At 67.1% G+C, this 19863-nt stretch carries 19 protein-coding genes; 5 read left to right on the top strand and 14 right to left on the bottom strand.

From position 1 onward, the window contains the following. Position 1: 1 nt before the first annotated feature. Genes nuoH through ndhC form a run of 8 tightly spaced genes read right to left on the bottom strand, consistent with a single transcriptional unit; the run spans position 2 to position 8106 of the window. Positions 2-1051 carry an NADH-quinone oxidoreductase subunit NuoH gene (gene nuoH / locus ACH0BU_RS02350; protein ID WP_046409942.1) on the bottom strand — a complete coding sequence of 350 codons (1050 nt, stop codon included), beginning with the start codon at positions 1049-1051 and terminating at the stop codon, positions 2-4. Beyond that, a complete protein-coding gene (gene nuoG / locus ACH0BU_RS02355; RefSeq protein WP_500263666.1) occupies positions 1048-3048 on the bottom strand; it encodes an NADH-quinone oxidoreductase subunit NuoG in 2001 nt (666 codons plus the stop codon). The genes nuoH and nuoG overlap by 4 nt, the downstream gene beginning before the upstream one ends. Further along, a complete protein-coding gene (nuoF, locus tag ACH0BU_RS02360; RefSeq protein ID WP_046409940.1) occupies positions 3048-4367 on the bottom strand; it encodes an NADH-quinone oxidoreductase subunit NuoF in 1320 nt (439 codons plus the stop codon). The genes nuoG and nuoF overlap by 1 nt, the downstream gene beginning before the upstream one ends. Further along, on the bottom strand, positions 4364-5059 hold the full coding sequence (locus ACH0BU_RS02365) for a complex I 24 kDa subunit family protein (RefSeq protein ID WP_125944124.1): 696 nt from the start codon (positions 5057-5059) through the stop codon (positions 4364-4366). The genes nuoF and ACH0BU_RS02365 overlap by 4 nt, the downstream gene beginning before the upstream one ends. Beyond that, on the bottom strand, positions 5059-6318 hold the full coding sequence (locus ACH0BU_RS02370) for an NADH-quinone oxidoreductase subunit D (RefSeq protein ID WP_046409937.1): 1260 nt from the start codon (positions 6316-6318) through the stop codon (positions 5059-5061). The genes ACH0BU_RS02365 and ACH0BU_RS02370 overlap by 1 nt, the downstream gene beginning before the upstream one ends. Then, complete coding sequence (locus ACH0BU_RS02375; protein WP_125944123.1) at positions 6315-7166, bottom strand: NADH-quinone oxidoreductase subunit C; 852 nt, start codon at positions 7164-7166, stop codon at positions 6315-6317. Before ACH0BU_RS02375 ends, ACH0BU_RS02370 begins: the two co-directional genes overlap by 4 nt. Next, positions 7163-7729 (bottom strand): NuoB/complex I 20 kDa subunit family protein, encoded by a 567-nt coding sequence (locus tag ACH0BU_RS02380; protein WP_046410043.1) that lies wholly within the window; start codon positions 7727-7729, stop codon positions 7163-7165. Before ACH0BU_RS02380 ends, ACH0BU_RS02375 begins: the two co-directional genes overlap by 4 nt. A 2-nt stretch (positions 7730-7731) precedes the next feature. Beyond that, complete coding sequence (ndhC, locus tag ACH0BU_RS02385) at positions 7732-8106, bottom strand: NADH-quinone oxidoreductase subunit A (RefSeq protein ID WP_046409935.1); 375 nt, start codon at positions 8104-8106, stop codon at positions 7732-7734. A 155-nt stretch (positions 8107-8261) separates the two neighbouring features. Between ndhC and ACH0BU_RS02390 the strand changes: the two genes are divergently transcribed. The 4 genes from ACH0BU_RS02390 to ACH0BU_RS02405 all read left to right on the top strand — a co-directional run bounded on the left by ACH0BU_RS02390 (position 8262) and on the right by ACH0BU_RS02405 (position 12036). After that, positions 8262-9461 (top strand): hydrolase, encoded by a 1200-nt coding sequence (locus tag ACH0BU_RS02390; protein WP_296222061.1) that lies wholly within the window; start codon positions 8262-8264, stop codon positions 9459-9461. Further along, the gene (locus ACH0BU_RS02395) at positions 9458-10474 is read left to right on the top strand and encodes an arginine N-succinyltransferase (protein WP_500263667.1); all 1017 of its coding nucleotides are present in this window, start codon (positions 9458-9460) and stop codon (positions 10472-10474) included. The genes ACH0BU_RS02390 and ACH0BU_RS02395 overlap by 4 nt, the downstream gene beginning before the upstream one ends. A gap of 27 nt (positions 10475-10501) precedes the next feature. After that, on the top strand, positions 10502-11755 hold the full coding sequence (locus ACH0BU_RS02400) for an N-succinylarginine dihydrolase (protein ID WP_136450786.1): 1254 nt from the start codon (positions 10502-10504) through the stop codon (positions 11753-11755). A 65-nt stretch (positions 11756-11820) separates the two neighbouring features. Then, positions 11821-12036 (top strand): hypothetical protein, encoded by a 216-nt coding sequence (locus ACH0BU_RS02405; RefSeq protein WP_046409928.1) that lies wholly within the window; start codon positions 11821-11823, stop codon positions 12034-12036. Between the two features lie 18 nt (positions 12037-12054). On the opposite strand, the gene ACH0BU_RS02410 is transcribed toward ACH0BU_RS02405, so the two are convergent. The 3 genes from ACH0BU_RS02410 to hemB are packed head-to-tail and all read right to left on the bottom strand — an operon-like array spanning position 12055 to position 15773. After that, entirely contained in the window at positions 12055-14241 is a 2187-nt protein-coding gene (locus tag ACH0BU_RS02410; RefSeq protein WP_500263668.1) for a fused MFS/spermidine synthase, read from the bottom strand. 21 nt (positions 14242-14262) lie between these two features. Further along, the gene (locus tag ACH0BU_RS02415; protein WP_500263669.1) at positions 14263-14784 is read right to left on the bottom strand and encodes a GNAT family N-acetyltransferase; all 522 of its coding nucleotides are present in this window, start codon (positions 14782-14784) and stop codon (positions 14263-14265) included. Next, positions 14781-15773 carry a porphobilinogen synthase gene (gene hemB, locus ACH0BU_RS02420; RefSeq protein WP_296221617.1) on the bottom strand — a complete coding sequence of 331 codons (993 nt, stop codon included), beginning with the start codon at positions 15771-15773 and terminating at the stop codon, positions 14781-14783. Before hemB ends, ACH0BU_RS02415 begins: the two co-directional genes overlap by 4 nt. 78 nt (positions 15774-15851) lie before the next feature. On the opposite strand from hemB, the gene ACH0BU_RS02425 reads away from it, so the two are divergent. After that, entirely contained in the window at positions 15852-16751 is a 900-nt protein-coding gene (locus ACH0BU_RS02425) for a diacylglycerol/lipid kinase family protein (protein WP_125944116.1), read from the top strand. A 6-nt stretch (positions 16752-16757) separates the two neighbouring features. On the opposite strand, the gene ACH0BU_RS02430 is transcribed toward ACH0BU_RS02425, so the two are convergent. From ACH0BU_RS02430 to ACH0BU_RS02440, 3 genes are all read right to left on the bottom strand, one after another. Continuing rightward, positions 16758-18221, bottom strand: coding sequence for an MATE family efflux transporter (locus tag ACH0BU_RS02430; protein ID WP_125944326.1), 1464 nt, complete (start codon positions 18219-18221; stop codon positions 16758-16760). Between the two features lie 140 nt (positions 18222-18361). Further along, a complete protein-coding gene (locus tag ACH0BU_RS02435; RefSeq protein ID WP_046409919.1) occupies positions 18362-18796 on the bottom strand; it encodes a CoA-binding protein in 435 nt (144 codons plus the stop codon). A 68-nt stretch (positions 18797-18864) separates the two neighbouring features. Next, entirely contained in the window at positions 18865-19815 is a 951-nt protein-coding gene (locus ACH0BU_RS02440) for an Mrp/NBP35 family ATP-binding protein (protein WP_296221613.1), read from the bottom strand. Positions 19816-19863 lie beyond the last annotated feature (48 nt).

Below are 19863 nucleotides of genomic sequence, written 5' to 3' on the forward strand. Positions count from 1 at the left end.
GTCAGATCCCAACCCGGTAGAGCATCAGCACGCCCGACACGAGAAATACCCAGAACAGTGACAGCGGAAGGAACACCTTCCAGCCCAGCCGCATCAGCTGGTCATAACGATACCTCGGCACCGTCGCCTTCACCCAGCTGAAGCAGAAGAAGAAGAACAGCGTCTTGGCAAACAGCCAGATGATGCCCGGCACGTAATAGAGCGGCGCCCAGTCGAACGGCGGCAGATAGCCACCCCAGAACAGCGTCGCGTTCAGCACGCACATCAGGATCACATTGGCATATTCGCCGAGCCAGTAGAGCGCGAAGCTCATCGACGAATATTCGGTCTGGTAACCCGCGACGAGCTCCGATTCCGCCTCGGTCAGGTCGAACGGCGCGCGCGCCGTTTCGGCCAGGGCCGAGATGAAGAACACGATCGCCATCGGGAACAGCAGCGGGTTGAGGAAGAAGCCGTTGATCGGCGTCCCCAGTACGCCGCGCTGCGCCTCGACGATCCCGGTCAGGTTGAACGTCCCCGCCCACAGGATGACCGAGATCAGCACGAAACCGATCGCGACTTCATAGCTCACCATCTGCGCCGCGGCGCGGATCGCGGAAAAGAACGGGTATTTGGAGTTGGACGACCAGCCCGCCAGGATGATCCCGTACACGCCCAGCGACGATGCCGCGAGAACGTACAGCAGCCCGACGTTGATGTCCGCCAGCACGACGCCAAGGTCGAACGGCACCACCGCCCAGACGATCAGCGCCACCGTGAAGGTGATGATCGGCGCGAGCAGGAACAGCCCGCGGTTGGCGGCCGTGGGGACGATCGTCTCCTGCAGGAACACCTTCAGGCCGTCGGCGAAGGACTGCAGCAGGCCGAGCGGGCCGACCACGTTCGGGCCGCGGCGCAGCGCCATCGCCGCCCAGATCTTGCGATCGGCATAGATGATCATCGCCACTGCCAGCATCAGCGGCAGCGCGATGACCAGGATGCCGACCAGCGTCGCCAGGAACCAGGCCCAGTTATAGGGCAGGCCGAGGGTCGTGTTGAAGAAGGCGGTCATTCCGCGGCCTCCGCGAAGGTTTCGCCATGGACCAGTTCAGCCGAGCAGCGCTGCATCGTCGGCGACGCGCGGCAGATCGCGTTGGTGAGATAGAAATCCTTGATGGGATATCCCTCCAGCGCGCCCTGCGCCGCGTTGTCGAGCGACGGGGGCGCCCAGGGGAAGGTCACCAGCCCCTCGTTGGCAAGCTCCGGACAATCCAGCGCCATCGCGGCGCGCAGCTCGTCCAGCGTGTCGAACGGCAGGACCGCGCCCAGCTTTTCCGACAGTGCGCGGAAGATCGTCCAGTCCTCGCGCGCATCGCCCGGCGCGAACACCGCGCGGTTGCCGCGCTGAACACGCCCTTCGAGGTTCACATAGGTACCCGACTTCTCGGCATAGCTCGCACCGGGCAGCACCACGTCCGCCGCGGCCGCGCCCTTGTCGCCATGATGGCCGACATAGACCTTGAAGCCGGTGAAGCGCGTGAAATCGCACTCGTCGGCCCCCAGGAAGAAGGTGAGCTTCGCGTCGTAAAGCGCGGAAATGCCGGCCTTTTGCGCGTAGCCGAGCATCAGCCCGCCCATGCGTGCGGCCGAGAAATGCACGACATTATAGCCGTTCCAACCATCGCGAACGAGGTTCAGCGACTTGGCGAGCTCCAGCGTCGCGCCATGCGCATGCTTCAGCGCGCCGCCACCGACAACCACTGCCGGCCGCTCGGCCTTGCCGAACGCCTCGGTCACCGCCTCTGGCAGGTTGGAAAGGATCGAGAGATCCTGGCCCAGCCACTCGGCCTTGTACGACAGGTCCGTCTCCGGGCCGATCGCAAACACCTTGGCGCCGCGCTTGATCGCCTTGCGCACGCGCGTGTTGACCAGGCTCGCTTCCCAGCGAAGGTTGGTGCCGACCAACAGGATCGCGTCGGCGCGCTCCATGCCGGCAATGGTGGTGTTGAAATTCACCGCCGCCAGGCTCGACACGTCATAGTCCATGCCGGTCTGACGACCCTCGAGCAGCGACGAGCCCATCGACGCCAGCAGCGCCTTGGCCGCGAACATCGTCTCGCAATCGACGATATCGCCGGCCACCGCCGCGACGCTGTTGCCCGCAGCCTTGGCCGCATCGGCGATCGCAGCGAACGCCTCGTCCCAGCTGGCCGCAACCAGCTTGCCGTCACGCCGCACATAAGGGCGGTCGAGCCGGCGACGCACCAGGCCGTCGACGGCGTGGCGGGTCTTGTCGGTCGCCCACTCCTCGTTGACGTCGTCATTCACCCGCGGCAGCGCGCGGAGCACCTGACGGCCACGGCTGTCGAGGCGGATGTTGGTGCCGACCGCGTCCATGACGTCGATCGTCAGCGTCTTCTTCAGCTCCCACGGGCGCGCTTCGAACGCATAGGGCTTGGACGTCAGCGCACCGACCGGGCACAGGTCGACGACATTGCCGCTGAGCTCGCTCGTCACCGCCTTCTCGAGGTAGGAGGTGATCTGCATGTTCTCGCCGCGATACAGCGCGCCGATTTCCTCCACGCCCGACACTTCCTCGGCGAAGCGGACGCAGCGCGTGCACTGGATGCACCGGGTCATCACCGTCTTCACGATGGGGCCCATGTACTTCTCGGTGACGGCGCGCTTGTTCTCCTGGAAGCGGCTGTGGCCACGACCATAAGCAACCGCCTGGTCCTGCAGATCGCACTCGCCGCCCTGATCGCAGATCGGGCAATCCAGCGGGTGGTTGATCAGCAGGAATTCCATCACGCCCTCGCGGGCATGCTTCACCATCGGCGTGTTGGTGAACACTTCCTGGTTTTCCGCCGCCGGCAGCGCGCACGACGCCTGCGGCTTGGGCGGCCCGGGCTTCACCTCGACCAGGCACATGCGGCAATTGCCCGCGATGCTCAGCCGCTCGTGATAACAGAAACGGGGGATTTCCTTGCCAGCCGCTTCGCACGCCTGGAGCACGGTGGCTCCCTGCGGCACTTCGACCTCGATCCCGTCTACCTTCAGCTTTGGCATTATTCTGCAGCTTCCTGCATGGGGGCGAGCCCGCCGCCCTGACGTTCGGTGATGCGGCGCTCCAGCTCGGGGCGGAAGTGGCGGATGAGGCCCTGGATCGGCCAGGCAGCCGCGTCGCCCAGCGCGCAGATGGTGTGGCCCTCGACCTGCTTGGTGACCTGCTGCAACATGTCGATCTCGCCGATCTCGGCGTCACCGGTGCGCAGCCGCTCCATCACGCGCCACATCCAGCCGGTGCCCTCGCGGCACGGGGTGCACTGGCCGCAGCTCTCGTGCTTGTAGAAGTAGGAGATACGGCTGATCGCGCGGACGATGTCGGTCGACTTGTCCATGACGATGATCGCTGCAGTGCCGAGGCCGGAGCCCACCGCTTTCAGGCCATCAAAGTCCATCGGCGCATCCATGATGTCCTTCGCTGGCACCAACGGCACCGACGAACCACCCGGAATAACCGCGAGCAGATTGTCCCACCCGCCGCGAATGCCGCCGCAATGCTTCTCGATCAGCTCGCGGAACGGAATGCTCATCGATTCCTCGACGACGCACGGCTTTTCCACGTGACCGCTGATCTGGAACAGCTTGGTGCCGCGGTTGTTCTCCGCGCCGAAGCTGGCGAACCATTCCGCGCCACGCCGCAGAATCGTCGGCGCGACCGCGATGCTCTCGACGTTGTTGACCGTCGTCGGACAGCCATACAGGCCGGCACCCGCCGGGAACGGCGGCTTCAGGCGCGGCTGGCCCTTCTTGCCTTCCAGGCTCTCGATCATCGCGGTCTCTTCGCCGCAGATGTACGCGCCGGCGCCACGGTGGACGAAGACGTCGAAGTCATAGCCGGAGCCGCAAGCGTTCTTGCCGACCAGGCCGGCGTCATATGCCTCCTGCACGGCGGCAAACAGCGTCTCGGCCTCGCGAATATACTCGCCGCGGATGTAGATGTAGGCCGCCCGCGCGCGCATCGCGAAGCCCGCGACTAGCGCGCCCTCGATCAGCTTGTGCGGATCGTGGCGGATGATCTCGCGATCCTTGCACGAACCCGGTTCGGATTCGTCGGCGTTGATGACCAGGAAGCTCGGCCGCTCGGGGCTCGGCGTCTTGGGCATGAACGACCATTTGGTGCCGGTCGGGAAGCCCGCACCGCCGCGACCGCGCAGGCCCGAGGCCTTGATCACGTCGATGATCTTGTCCTGGCCAAGCTCCAGCAGCGCCTTGGTATTGTCCCAGTCGCCGCGCTGGCGGGCCGCCTGCAACGTCCACGGCTGATATCCGTAGAGGTTGGTGAAGATGCGGTCCTTGTCCGTCAGGGACGTGATGACGCTCATGCGCTCGCTCCCACGGCAGGGGTGTTCCATTCGTTGCGATAATCGTGGTTCTCGTCGACCATCGCTTTCAGCGTCGTCGGCCCGCCCAACGGCTCCACCGTATGCCGGCCCGGCTCCTGCGTGCCCGCCTTGGGCTGCTCGCCCCGCGCCAGCGCGTCGAGGATCGCGACCGTACGGTCGTAATCCAGGTCCTCGTAATTGTCGTCGTTGATCTGGACCATCGGTGCGGACGCGCAATTGCCCATGCACTCGACCTCGGTCAGCGTGAACAGGCCGTCGGGCGTCGTCTTGCCCTTGATCAGCCCCTTGTTCTTGCACGCCGCCAGCACGTCGTCCGACCCGCGCAGCATGCACGGCGTCGTCCCGCAGACCTGCACGTGGAACCGGCCGACCGGCGCCAGGTTGAACATGGTGTAGAAGGTCGCGACCTCCAGCACGCGGATGTACGGCACGCCGATCTCGCGCGCGACGAACTCGATCACCGGGATCGGCAGCCACCCTTGCGTGTTCGTCTCCGCCCCAACCTGGCGCTGTGCCAGGTCGAGCAGCGGGATCGACGCCGATTGCTCACGACCCGCCGGATAGCGGGCGAGGATCGCGTTGCGCTTCTCACGGCTTTCGTCAGTCCACTGGAAATTGCCCCAGCGGGCGCGGACCTCTGCCTCGTCGGGAATCTGGGGTGCGTCAGCCATCAGCGGTCACATTCACCAAAAACGATATCCATCGCGCCGAGAATGGCGGTGGTGTCCGCGAGCATGTGGCCGCGGCTCATGAAATCCATTGCCTGCAGGTGGCTGAAGGCGGTCGGACGGATCTTGCAACGGTACGGCTTGTTGGTGCCGTCGGACACCAGATAGACGCCGAACTCACCCTTCGGGCTTTCCGTCGCGACATACACTTCGCCCGCGGGCACGTGATAGCCTTCGGAATACAGCTTGAAGTGGTGGATCAGCGCTTCCATCGACTGCTTCATCTCGCCCCGCTTAGGCGGCACGACCTTGCGATCGAGGCTGGCGATCGGCCCTTCGGGCATTTCCGCCAGACACTGCTTCATGATCCGCGCCGACTGGCGGACCTCCTCCACGCGCACCATGAAGCGGTCGTAGCAATCGCCCTTGGTGCCGACGGGGATTTCGAAATCCATCCGGTCGTACACGTCATACGGCTGCTGCTTGCGCAGGTCCCACGGAATGCCCGCGGCGCGGATCATCGGGCCGGAGAAGCCCCAGCGGATCGCATCGTCACGGCTCACCACTGCGATGTCGACGTTGCGCTGCTTGAAGATGCGGTTGTCGGCAACGAGGCTGATCGCATCCTCGAACAGGCGCGGCAGCCGCGTGTCGAGCCATTCGGCGATGTCGGTCAGCAGCTTCAGCGGCACGTCCTGGTGGACGCCGCCGGGCCGGAAGTAATTGTGGTGCATGCGCGCACCGGTCGCGCGCTCGAGGAAGCCGTAGCAATCCTCGCGAATCTCGAACAGCCACAGGTTCGGCGTCATCGCGCCGACGTCCATGACGTGCGAGCCGAGGTTGAGCATATGGTTCGAGATGCGCGTCAGCTCGGCGAAGAACACGCGCAGGTACTGCGCGCGCAGCGGCACCTCGAGGTCAAGCAGCTTCTCGATCGCCAGCACGAACGTGTGCTCCATGCACGCCGGCGAGCAATAATCGAGGCGATCGAAATACGGGATCGCCTGCGCGTAGGTCTTGTATTCGATCAGCTTCTCGGTGCCGCGGTGAAGCAGGCCGACGTGCGGATCGATCCGCTCGACGATCTCGCCGTCCAGCTCCATGACGAGCCGGAGCACGCCGTGCGCCGCCGGGTGCTGCGGGCCGAAGTTGATCGTGTAATTCTGGATCGCCACCTCATCCTGGACATGTCCGTCCTGGAAGGCGTCGGCCAACCGCTCAACCGCGGGGTCGATGGAATCGTTGCGCAGCGTATCGGTCATTGGTTCTGCCCTCCCTTGCCGGGAACGACATCAGGGTCGGATGGCTTTGGCGTCGCGTTCGGATGCGGGTTGCCCGCGCCGGTCTGGGCGGTGCTGGTCGCCGGCTCCTTGGCATAGGGCTGGCTCGGCGCATCGGCCGGCTTGGTCGCGCTCTGGCTGTCGCCCGCCTTGCGGATCACATCGGCGTTGAGCGGCGTCGGCGCACCCTTCGCCTCGGGCAGCGCCGCGCCCTTCTCGTCGCCCGGCAGCACGTATTCCGCGCCTTCCCAGGGACTCGTGAAGTCAAACGTGCGGAAATCCTGCGCCAGCTTCACCGGCTCATAGACGACGCGCTTCACCTCTTCCGAATAGCGCATCTCGACGAACCCGGTCAGCGGGAAGTCCTTGCGCTGGGGGTGCCCTCGAAAGCCATAGTCGGTCAGGATGCGGCGCAGGTCGCGGTTGCCAGCGAACAGCACGCCGTACATGTCGTACACTTCGCGCTCATACCAGCCGGCGACCGGCCACAGCTCGGTTACGGTCGGCACCGGCGTATCCTCGCTGGCGGTGACATGGACGTGCAGGCGATGATTGCGGGTCAGCGACAGGAGGCAATAGACCACCTCGAACCGCTCCTCGCCGCGGTCGGGATAATCGACCCCGGCAATGTCCATCAGCTGCTGGTATTCGAGGCCCGGCGTATCGCGCAGGGCGGTCAGCGCCGCGATCAGGTGATCGCGGTGGACGTGCAGCTGGATCTCGCCGACATGCGCGAACGCATCGACCAGCCCGTTCGGAATGGCGGCGCGCGCCGCCTCCAGCGTCGCGTCGTTGAGCTCGGCGGCCCAGCGGGGTGCAGGCGCCCTCACCGTTCGATGCTCCCCGAACGGCGGATCTTCCGCTGCAGCTGCATGATCCCGTACAGCAGCGCCTCGGCGGTCGGCGGGCAACCCGGGACATAGATGTCGACCGGCACCACACGGTCGCAACCGCGCACGACGCTGTAGCTATAATGGTAATAGCCGCCGCCGTTCGCGCACGACCCCATCGAGATCACGTATTTCGGCTCCGACATCTGGTCGTACACGCGGCGCAGCGCGGGGGCCATCTTGTTGCAGAGCGTGCCCGCGACGATCATCACGTCCGACTGGCGCGGGGACGCGCGCGGCGCGGCACCGAAGCGCTCCAGGTCGTAGCGCGGCATGTTGACGTGGATCATCTCCACCGCGCAGCAGGCGAGGCCGAACGTCATCCACCACAGCGAGCCCGTGCGGGCCCACTGGAACAATTCCTCGGTCGACGTGACGAGGAAACCCTTGTCGGTCAGCTCGCCGTTCAGATCGTTGAAGAAACCGGGATCGGGCTGAACGAGGCCCGTTCCACTGGAGATCGCGCGGGCATCGCGCGGCAATTCAACGGGGCCGGAGTGCATGGTCATTCCCAATCCAGTGCGCCTGTCTTCCAGGCGTAGACGAGCCCGAGCGCGAGCTCGCCGATGAAGATCATCATGCTGACCCAGGCGGTCCAGCCCAGGTCGAACACGCTTACCGCCCAGGGAAATAGGAACGCGGCTTCGAGATCAAAGATAATAAAAAGGATCGCAACCAGATAGAAACGCACGTCAAATTGCGCGCGGCTATCCTCGAACGCGGGGAAACCGCATTCATATTCGCTCAGCTTCTCGGGCGTGGGCTTGTACGAACCGGTGACTCGCGAAATCGCCATCGGCAGGAAAACGAACGCCGTCGACAGCACCAGCGCAACCGCGAGGAACATCAGAATCGGCAGATATTGCGACAGGTCGACCATGGCGCTTTCTCGGGCTGCTCTCGCATGTGCGATTGAAAAATTCGCGGTCGCTTTAGGCCTCGCGGCCCCTCGGGGCAAGGCATGGGGCCCTTGAGAATCACTCGCAGAACCGCGGGGTGGTCGATGCTCGCCGCATCGGCTAGCAGCCGCCATTGATGGCAAGGCTGAACCCGACCGAGGAACGAGCGGTGGCGCACGCGGCGCAATCCCCCATGCTCGCCCGCACCCGCGCCTGGTCGGCGGTGAACAGCGGCACCGCAAACCTCGCCGGCCTCGCGACCGTCGCGGACATGCTGGCCGAGGCCCTGTCTGCGCTCCCGGGCAAGGTGACGTTGGTTGCGCCTGCCGCGGCGGAGCGGGTGACCCCCGACGGCGCCGTCCGCGCGATCGACCATGGCCGGCACCTTCATCTCGCGGTGCGTCCCGATGCGCCGCGCCGGCTGCTGCTGACCGGGCATATGGACACCGTCTATCCGGCCGACCACCCCTTCCAGACGCTCGTCGATCGTCCTGACGGCACGATCAACGGCCCCGGCGTTGCCGACATGAAGGGCGGGCTGGCGGTGATGATCGCCGCACTGGAGGGGATCGAGGCGGTCGGCTGCCCGATCGGCTATGACGTGGTCATCAATTCGGACGAGGAAACCGGCTCCTTCTCCTCCGCTGCGCTGATCGAAGCGGCCGCACGGGGCAAGCTCGCCGCGCTCACCTATGAACCCGCCCTCCCCGACGGCACACTTGCCGGCGCGCGCGGCGGCACGGGCAATTTCTCGATCGTCGTGCGCGGCCGCGCGGCCCATGCGGGGCGCAATCCGGAGGAGGGCCGCAACGCGGTCGTCGCCGCCGCCGCCATCGCGCTTCGCCTCGACGCGGCAAAAAGCCCGCGCCTCTCGGTCAATCCCGCGCGCATCGATGGCGGCGGCCCCAACAATGTCGTGCCCGACCTTGCCGTCCTGCGCGTCAATTTCCGACCCAAGGATGCCGACGAGATCGCCCGTGCGCGACAGGCGATCGACGAGGCGGTCGCTGCCGTCACCACCGCGCACGACGTGGCCGTAGAGGTGCACGGCAGCTTCAATCGCCCGCCCAAGCCGATCGACGCGCAGGCGGCGCGCCTGTTCGATCTGGTGCGCCGCACCGGCGCCGATCTCGACCTGTCGATCGCCTGGCGCGACACCGGCGGGGTGTGCGACGGCAACAATATCGCCGCGGTCGGCACGCCGGTCATCGACACGATGGGGGTGCGCGGCGGCGCGATCCATTCACCTGAGGAATTCCTGATCGTCGATAGCCTGGCCGAACGCGCCGCGCTGTCGGCGGTCACCATCTTGCGACTGGCTGAGGAGGGTTTGTGACATTTGTTGTCCGGGCGGCACGTGATGAAGATCTTGCGCATCTCTATGAGATGGCAAAGCTGACCGGCGGCGGATTCACCAATCTCCCCCCCGACCGCCGCGCGCTGAAGGCGAAGCTCGATCGCAGCCACGCCGCCTTTGCCCGTGATGAGCCGACGGTGGAGGATGAACTGTTCGTCCTCATCCTCGAAAACACCGCCACCGGCGACGTGCGCGGTACCTGCCAGATCTTCACCCAGGTTGGCCAGAAACACCCCTTCTACAGCTACCGCATCAGCACGCTGACCCAGCACAGCCGCGAACTCGACCGCACCTTCCGCGCGGAGATGCTGTCGCTGACCACCGATCTGGAGGGGTCGAGCGAGGTCGGCGGCCTGTTCCTCCACCCGGGGGAGCGCGCCGGCGGGCTCGGCCTGCTGCTCGCGCGCAGCCGCTACCTCTTTATCCGGGCGCATTGCGCGCGCTTCGGCGATCGCGTGCTGGCGGAGCTTCGCGGCGTGATCGACGAAGCGGGCGGCTCGCCCTTCTGGGACGGCCTCGCCGGGCGCTTCTTCGGCATGAACTTCCAGGAGGCGGACGCCTTCAATGCCATCAACGGCCACCAGTTCATCGCCGATCTGATGCCCAAGCATCCGATCTATACCGCGATGCTGTCCGAAAGCGCGCGCGCCGCGATCGGCATGCCCCACCCCTCAGGCCGCGCCGCGATGCGGATGCTGGAAAACGAAGGGTTCGCCTTCGAAAAATATATCGACATCTTTGATGGCGGCCCGACCATGACCGCGCGGATCGATGCCGTGCGCTCGGTCCGTGAGGCAAAGGAAGCGGCCGTCATTGCCGCCAACGCCGATGCCGGCATCGAATCGCTGGTGGCGCATGGCCGCCTGTCCGATTTCCGCTGCGCCTTCGGCACGGTGGCGCCGCAGGACGCGGGCGTTGCCCTCGATCCGGCCTGCGCCGCCGCGATCCACGCGCAGGACGGCGACAAGGTCCTGCACGTCGAACGGATCTGAACCCATCTGGCGAGAGGAACGCGGCGCATGATTCAGGAGATCAACTTCGACGGCATCGTCGGTCCCAGCCACAATTATGCCGGGCTCAGCCCCGGCAACCTCGCCGCCGCGCGCAATGCCGGCGCGACCTCGCATCCCCGTGCCGCCGCGCTGCAGGGGATCGAGAAGATGCGCCGCAACCTGGCGCTCGGGCTGACGCAGGGCGTCCTTCTCCCCCATCCCCGCCCCGACCACCGCTGGCTCGCCGCGCTGAACAGCGATTATGCCACCGCGCGCCCGCATCTTCAGGCGCGGGCCTTTTCCGCCTCGCCGATGTGGGCGGCCAACGCCGCCACCGTCTCCCCCGCCGCCGATTGCGCCGATCGCCGCTGCCACCTCACCGTCGCCAACCTCGTCACCATGCCGCATCGCAGCCACGAATGGCCGGTGACGCTGGCGCAGCTTCGCCTCGCCTTCGCCGACAGCGCCTTTGTCGTTCATCCGCCGATCCCCGCCCCATTTGGTGACGAGGGCGCGGCCAATCACATGCGGCTATGCGCCGCGCATGACGCGCCGGGCGTGGAGGTCTTCGTCTATGGCGAAAGCAGCGGCCCCTTCCCGGCCCGCCAGAATCGTGAGGCGAGCGAGGCGATCGCGCGCGGCCACCGCCTCGATCCCGCGCGCACGCTGTTCGTGCAGCAGTCTGAGGCGGCCATCGCTGCCGGCGCCTTCCACAATGACGTCGTCGCCGTCGCCAACGAACGCACGCTCTTCACCCACGAACATGCCTTCGCTGACCCCGCGGCCTTCTACGCGGACCTGCGCCGCCTCCTGCCGGAGGTGGAGATCGTCGAGGTGCCGGCGGCACAGGTCAGCCTCGCCGAGGCGATCAGATCCTACCTCTTCAACGCCCAGCTCGTCACCGTGCCCGGCGGCGGGCAGACGCTGATCGTCCCCGGAGAGGCGCGCGACAGCGCCCCTGTCTGGTCGTGGCTGCAGGATCACCTCGGCAGCAACGGCCCGATCCGCGCGGTGGAGGTGGTCGACGTGCGCGAGTCCATGGCCAATGGCGGCGGCCCGGCCTGCCTGCGGCTACGCGTGGTGTGCGATCCCGCGACGGTCGATCCGCGCTTCCTGGTCGATGCGGCGAAGCTCGATTCCATCGCCGATGTGATCGCCGCGCACTGGCCGGAGGAAATCGCCTTCGACCGGATCGGCGATCCGGCGTTGCTTGCTCAGGTCGAATCGGCGCACCGCGCGTTGCACGAGGCCCTCGATCTTGTAAGGTTAATTGACAGTTAACTCTTGGCCGACGTCCATAAGTGGCGGATTTGCGCCGCTGGTCCGAAACTTGCTGATGTTTCAGCATGTTCGCTCGTCTCGCTCGCCTCTTCACGATCAAGACCAAGTTCGAAGCGTTCGTCGTCATCTACGGCCTCGGCCTTGGCGCAACCGAACGCGGCGTTCACTATCTTCAGGATTATCCCGGCCCCGCCGGCTGGCTGCTCTTCTCGGTCTGCCCGATCGCCGTCTTCATGGCCGGCGCGCGCATCCTCGATTCTGTCGAACGCAGCGCCGAATAGGCCGTTTTGAGGCCGTAATCAGGGATGAAGCAGCGGCAGGATCGACGCATAATCGTCGGTCCAGCCTGCACCCGCCCCCGCCTGGTCGATCGCCACCCACCCAGTGCCATAGCCCTTCAGTGCGTCGATCACCCCCGGATCACGCGACAGCGCGATCCAGTGCGACAGCGATGCGCCATCCTCGTTCAGCGGCGGCCGGTCCATCAGCTCGATCGCCTGCCATCCGCCCGCCCGCGCCGCCGCCGCGACGATCGGCGTCAGGTCCATGTAGCGGTTGGAGATATGCACCAGCAGCAACCCCTTGGGCTGCAGCGCGCGGCCGTAATCGGCAAAGGCTTCGCGCGTCAGCAGGTGGATCGGCACCGCATCCGACGAAAAGGCGTCGAGCGCGAGGAGGTCGAACGATTGCGGCCTCGCCGCCGCGATCGACACGCGTGCATCCCCGATCACCGTCTGCGCGTCGGGCGTACAGGTGCGCAGGAACGAGAAACGCGTCCGGGCCAGCTCCGCCACCACCGGATCGATTTCGAAGAACGTCCAATATTGCGTCGGCAGCGCATAGCAGGCGAGCGTCCCCGTCCCCAGCCCGACCACGCCGATCCGCCCCTCCGGTCCGTACAGCGCCGGCGCAATGGTCAGCGCGCGGCCGACGCCCGACGACGGCGTATAATAGGTCGTCGGCTGCTGCTCGCGCTCGGGCGATCCCAGCAACTGGACGCCATGCAGCGTCGTGCCATGCGCCAGCGTGCGCTCGTTCGCATCCTCGGACAGCGTATAAACACCGAAATAGCTGCGCGTGCGGATGTCGCCCGCCGCCGTGATGCGCAGCGCGTTGATCCCGCCGAACAGCAGCAGCGATACTACCAGCACCGTGACATAGGCCGCGCGAACGCCGATCGAGGCCAGCCCCACCACCGCGATCACCGCAAAGATCAGCCCAGGGCTGTCCTCGCCAAACCACGCCGGCGGCCCCCATTCGCGCAGCATCAGCAGCAGCGCGCAGATCGCGCCCACCACGGCCAGCGCGGGAATGCCCCGGCCCCGCCGCCACAGCGCCTGCAGCGGCGGCAGCAGGATCGATTGCGGCACCAGCGCGCCCGCCGCCAGGATCAGCAGCGGATATTCCCACGTCCAGTCGAACAGTCCCGGCGCGATCAGCCCGGCGAACAGCCCGCCCAGCGCCCCGCCAACCGACATGGCAAGGTAGAAACCGGTCAGCCGCTGCGGCGCGGGGCGCAACCGGTACATCGCGGTATGCAGCGCCACCGCGACCATGAACAGCAGCGCCAGCGCCAGCAACAGGCCCAGCGCGGGCTCCAGCGTGAACCCGCCGATCATCACCCCGCCGAACAGGATGATGGTGATCGGCGCCACGCTCGTGATGAAATCGGCCGGCGCGCGCCGGTCGGCAAAGGCGATGCTGAAGCTGAGGAGGTACAGCCCCAGTGGCAGCACCCACAGCAGCGGCATGGCGACGATATCTGTGGTGATATAGGTCGACGTCGCCAGCATCAGCCCCGATGGCACCAGCGCCAGCGCGACCCACATCGCGATCCGCCGCCAGCCCGGCGGGCTATCCTCGGCGACGGGCTCTGCACGCTGCACCGCCGCGTTGGGCAGCCGCCACGCGATCGAGGCGACCAGCGCGACCAGCAACAAGTACCCGCCCGTCCACAGCCAGCGCTGCCCGGCGACCGACACCAGCGGCTCGACCAGCAAGGGATAAGCGAGTAGCCCGGCAAAGCTGCCAAGGTTCGACGCGGCATACAGCCGATAGGGGTCCTGCCCCGGCCGCGCCGCGGCGAACCAGCGCTGGATCAGCGGCGCCTGCGCCGACACCGCGACAAACAATGGCCCGATGGACGCGGCGAGCAGCCAAGGCACCCACAATTCGGGCGCCGTCCCGCTCGGCAGCGTCCAGCCGAGCACCCCGATCGGCAGCCACAGGCTGGCGATCGCCAGCAGCCCCAGGTGCACCGCCGCCTGCCGCCGCACCGGCAACCGGTCCAGCGCATGGGCATAGCCATAGCCGGCGAGCAGCAGCGCCTGGTACACCAGCATCGCCGAGTTCCACACCGCCGGCGCGCCGCCCAGCCGCGGCAGCGCGATCCGCGCCACCATCGGCTGGACCAGGAACAACAGGAACGATCCCGCCAGGATCGTCAGGACGTAAAGCGCACGGCCTGCGCGCTGCGGCTCAGCCATGCGCCGGGCGCCCGGTCGCGATCACGGGCGCACGATCTGGTAGGTCACCGTGTCGCGCCGCGGGTCTTCAGCGTCGAACAGCGGGTGATCGAAATCGAGCGCTGGCTCGTGCGCCATGTCCAGCCGCTCCATCAGCGCCCGGCTCCGCCCGTTCTGCCGCGCGGTGATCGCGACGATCGCATCCTCGTGCCGCGCTTGCCAGCCCCAGGCGATGATCGCGCCCGCCGCCTCGCGCGCATAGCCCGCGCCCCACCAGGGGGTCGCCAGCATCCAGCCGATCTCCAGCATCCCCGCGATCGGCGTATCGGGCGCGCCGGGCTTCAGCCCGCAAAATCCGATCGTCTCACCACTCCCGCGCTCCACAACCGCGCGAAAGCCGAGCGGCGCGTAGCTCGCGTGCCGCTGCAACGCCATATCGCTCGCCGCCGCGTCCTTCACCGGGCCGAGATCCGCCATCACCGCCGGGTCCGCCCACATCGCATGCAGCGGCGCGCGGTCGCGCGCCTCCGGCACGCGCAGGATCAGGCGGTCGGTCTCGATCACGCGGTCAGCAGCCTCGCGGCATGGACGGCGTGATAGGTCAGCACGCCCGAACAGCCGGCGCGCTTGAACGCGGTCAGCGTCTCGATCACCATCGCGTCGCGATCCGCCGCGCCGGCCGCGACCGCCGCCTCGATCATCGCATATTCGCCCGACACCTGATATGCGAACACCGGCACCTCGAACCGCTCCTTCACGCGGCGTGCAATGTCGAGATACGGCAGCCCCGGCTTCACCATCACGCTGTCCGCGCCCTCCGCGAGGTCCAACGCCACCTCGCGCAGCGCTTCCTCCGCGTTGCCATAATCCATCTGATACGTCTTCTTGTCGCCCTTCAGCAGCCCGCGGCTGCCCACCGCATCGCGGAACGGGCCGTAGAAGGCGCTGGCATATTTAGCGGCATAGGCCATGATCTGGACGTTGGCATACCCGGTCGCCTCCAGCGCGGTGCGGATCGTGCCGATGCGGCCGTCCATCATGTCCGACGGTGCGATGATATCCGCCCCCGCCGCCGCCTGGTTCAGCGACTGGCCGACGAGCAGTTCGACCGTCGCATCGTTCAGCACATAGCCCGCCTCATCAACCAGCCCGTCATGCCCGTGCGCGGTATAGGGATCGAGCGCGACGTCGGTCAGGATGCCGATATCGGGCACCGCATCCTTCACCGCACGGATCGCGCGGCACATGAGGTTGTCGGGATTGAGCGCCTCGCGCCCGTCCTCGCTGCGCAGATGGCCCGGCGTGTTGGGGAACAGGGCAAGGCAGGGAATGCCCAGCGCCTGTGCCTCGCGCGCGCGCTCGACGATCCGGTCGACCGACCAGCGCGACACGCCCGGCAGGCTCGCGATCGGCTCCTCCACGCCTTCCCCGTCAGCGATGAACAGCGGCCAGATCAGGTCGGCCGGGGTCAGCATCGTCTCGCGATGCAGCCGGCGGCTCCAGTCCGCGGCGCGGGTACGGCGAAGGCGAATGGCGGGAAAGGATGCACTCATGGCCATGGCATGTGCGCCGCGTCGCGCGGCCACGCAAGCGTTACGGGGGCGAAACCGCGCCTCGTGCGTTGCGGCGTCATGAGCGAAATCCGGTCCGCGGCCCTGATCGTCAACGCCAAGTCGCGCAAGGGGCAGAAGCTGTTCCGCCGCGCCTGCAAACGACTGGAGGTGCTGCCCTTCCCGGTCGATGCCCATGCCGTGGAGGATCCCGACAAACTCGAACAGACGATCGATGCCGCGCTCGCCAAGAAGCCCGATCTCGTCATCCTGGGCGGCGGCGACGGCACCGTCAGCGGGCTAGTCGACCGGCTGGTGGGGGAGGACGTGATCCTCGGTGTGCTGCCGCTCGGCACCGCGAACAGTTTCGCGCGCACGCTTGGCCTGCCGCTCGACATCGACGGGGCAATCGACGTGCTGGCGAACGGCGTGCCGCGGCGCATCGACCTCGGCATGATCGACAATGATTATTTCGCCAATTGCGCCGCCATGGGCCTGTCGCCGCAAATCGCGGAGACGGTGCCGCACAATCTGAAGAAGTTCATGGGCCGCATCGGCTATCTCGGCTGGGCGGGGCTGCAATATCTGAAATTCCGCCCCTTCATCCTCACCGTCGACGATGGCGTTGAGGAAAAACGGATGCGCGTGGTCGAGGTGCGCATATCCAACGGCCCCTATCATGGCGGCACCTGGCTGGTGGACGAGGCGCATGTCGATTCGGGCCAGATCGTCGTTCAGGCGGTCACTGGCCGTTATCGCCGGACGCTGGTGAAGAACTGGTTCGCCAGCTTCTTCGGCCTCGATGCGCGGCATCAGGACACGATCACCTTCACCGGCAAGGACCTGAAGATCTCGACCCGGCCCAGCCTGCCGATCTCGATCGATGGAGAGGTGCTGGCGCATACGCCGGTCCGCGCGCGGATCGCCGCCGGGGCGATCCGTGTCATGGCCCCGCGCGATCCCGATACACCGCACGGCTAGGGCCCGTCAGGGCACCGGCTTCAGGCTTCCCGCCGGCTCGATATCGGCATGGCTGCGCTCATCGGAATGGCTTTCCGGCACCAGCAGCCCGCCCTCGCGCCACCCGCCATAACGGTAATAGAGCGCCGCCAGCAGCAGGTTGGCACCCGAGCCCACGGGAAAACTCCACCACAAGGCGTCCGGGCCGATGATCGGCAGCAAGGCAAAGGCAACGCCCAGCCGCACCGGGAACATCGCGATCGTCATGATCGCCAGCGGGCCCCAGACGGCGCCATTGGCGCGGATCACCCCGAACAGCACCATCGTCCCGCCGAACATGATGAAGCCCCAGGTGGCCAGCAGGTTGATATGCTGCGCGATCGGCAGCACCGGGCTGGCCCCGGGAATGAACAGGCCGATGATGACGGTGTCGAGCACCAGCACCAGCACGACGGTCGCCGCGGTGATCGCGACATTGTAGATGATGCCCGCCCGCGTGATCTGCGCGACCCGGTCCCACCGCCCGGCACCGATATTCTGCGCCGCCATCGCCGATACCGCCGCGCCGATCGCCATCGCCGGCATCTGCACATAGCCCCACAGTTGCTGGACGATGCCGTACGCCGCCACCGTGTCGATCCCGTTGCGGTTGACCAGCCCGACCATCGCGAGCGCCGACACCGATAGCACCAGCATCTGCGCCCCGATCGGCACGCCCTTGCCAACGATCGTGCGCACCAGTGTCGGTTCGGGCAGGATGTAGCGTATCTCCTCGCCCTTCAGCCGCAGCGGCAGGTCGCGCCACGCGATCCACGCCACCAGGGCGCCCAGCGCGACGATATTGGCGATCAGCGTCGCGGTGGCCGACCCGGCGATGCCCATGCGCGGAAACGGCCCGATTCCGGCGATCAGCAGCGGGTTCATCACCGCATCGATCAGCACCGCCAGCCCCATGAACCACAAGGGCGTTACTGAATCCCCGGTGCCGCGCAGCCCCATGAACATCAGCACCAGCAGCATCGACGGCGGCAGCGCGAGGAAGATGACGCGCAAGTAATCCAGCGCCGGCTCGAAGGCATCGGGCGGGGTGGCAAGCGCGGTCAGGATCTGCGGCGCATAGACCCAGCCCAGCGCGCCGACGGTAATCGACCCCATCAGCACCAAGCCGATCGCCGATCCGAACGCGCGCCGCGCCGCGTCGACGTCACGCCGGCCCCAGCTTTGCCCGACGATGATCGTCGCCGCCATGCCGAAGCCGAAGACCGCGCCGAACATCAGGAACATGATGATATTGGCGTTGGACGTCGCCGCCAGTGCCCCTTCGCCCAGGAAACGCCCGACCCAGATCGCGTTGATCGATCCGTTCAGCGACTGGAGCACGTTGGAGGCCAGCGTCGGCAGTGCGAACATCAGCAGCGCCGATCCGATCGGCCCCGTCGTCAGATCGCGCTGACCGGGGCGGCCGTGCACATGGGCGACCGGTTCATCCATCTCGCCCCGCTCCCTCAACGCTGGCGCCGGCTTGTCGCCGGTCATGTCCTGTTTCTTGCGGCATCCCGCGCGCCGCGACAAGCCAGCGGCGACGCGCCAATGGTGAAATCATGAGCGGGCGGGGTTGCCCGCTGCCCGGGTCAGTCCGCGCTTACCGGCGCCACGCCCAGCCGCGGGATGTCGATCGCCGGGCAACGGTCCATCACCACCTTGAGCCCGGCCTGTTCGGCGCGCGCCGCGGCCTCGTTGTTGACCACGCCCAATTGCATCCACACCGCCTTGGCGCCCGCGGCAATCGCCTCGTCCACCGCTTCGCCTGCGGCCTCGGGACGGCGGAAGATATCGACCATGTCGATCGGCTCGCCGATCTGCGACAGCTCGCGAAAGACATATTCGCCGTGGACATGTTCGCCGGTGATCTGCGGGTTCACCGGGATCACGCGATAGCCATGATCCTGCAGCTTCTTCATCACGCCATAGCTTGGCCGGTCGGGACGGTCGGAGGCGCCGATCAGCGCGATGGTGCGGGTTTCCTCGAGCAGCGCCTTGATATCAGCATCGGCGGTCAGCGGCATGAAACGGCCTTTCGTCGGGTGGTCCGCCCGTGCCGCCGCCTGGTGCATGCGGCACGACCGGTGCTTTCCTAACGCCCGCCGCCGCCGCTGGTTTCCAGCCACCGCGCCACCGCTTCGCCCAGCGGGCGGAACACGGTGTCGTCGGGCCGCGCCGCCGGCGGCTCGCCGGCGTCCGACGCGGTGCGGATATCGATCGTCAGCGGCACCCGGCCCAGGAACGGCACGCCCAGCTCCGCCGCCGCCGCCTCAGCGCCGCCACAGCCGAACGGGTCCGACACTTCGCCGCAATGCGGGCAGGCATAGCCGGCCATGTTCTCAATGAGGCCGATGATCGGGATCCCCGCCTTGCCGAACAGGTCGATCGCGCGGCGCGCATCGATCAGCGCCAGGTCCTGCGGCGTCGACACGATCACCGCGCCCGCCGGGCGATATTTCTGGATCATCGTCAGCTGCACATCGCCCGTGCCCGGCGGCAGGTCGAGCACCAGCGTGTCGGTCGCGCCCCAGTCCGCCTCGACCAGCTGCCCCAGCGCGCCCGCCGCCATCGGCCCGCGCCACGCGATCGCCTTGCCCGGCTCGATCAGCTGCCCCATCGACAGCATCGGCACGCCATAGGGCGTCGGCACCGGCAGCAGCACCTTGTCCTTCGCCTGCGGCCGTTCGCCCTCCGCCGCCATCAGTCGCGGCTGCGACGGGCCGTAGATATCGGCATCGACCAGCCCGACGCGCCGCCCGGCATGGCGAAGCGCAATGGCAAGGTTCGCCGACACGGTCGACTTGCCCACCCCGCCCTTGCCGCTCGCCACCGCGATCAGCCGGCGGGTCGCACGCTCCGCCGTCACCACGACCCGGCCGTTCGGCCCGATCGCCATCCGCACCGCCGCTTCCATCGCATCGCGCGCCTTGGCGTCGAGCCCGGTCGCGTCCAGCACCACGCCGATCCGTTCGCCTTCCACCCGCACGCTCGCACGCTCGCCGGCGACCGCGGCCACCGCCTGTTTTGCCTCTTTCTCGTCCATGCCGCGGCCCGATACGCCCTTCGGACGCGCGGGGCACTGTTTTTCGCG

Source organism: Sphingomonas olei, assembly GCF_045369765.1.
Taxonomy (GTDB): Bacteria; Pseudomonadota; Alphaproteobacteria; order Sphingomonadales; family Sphingomonadaceae; genus Sphingomonas; species Sphingomonas panaciterrae.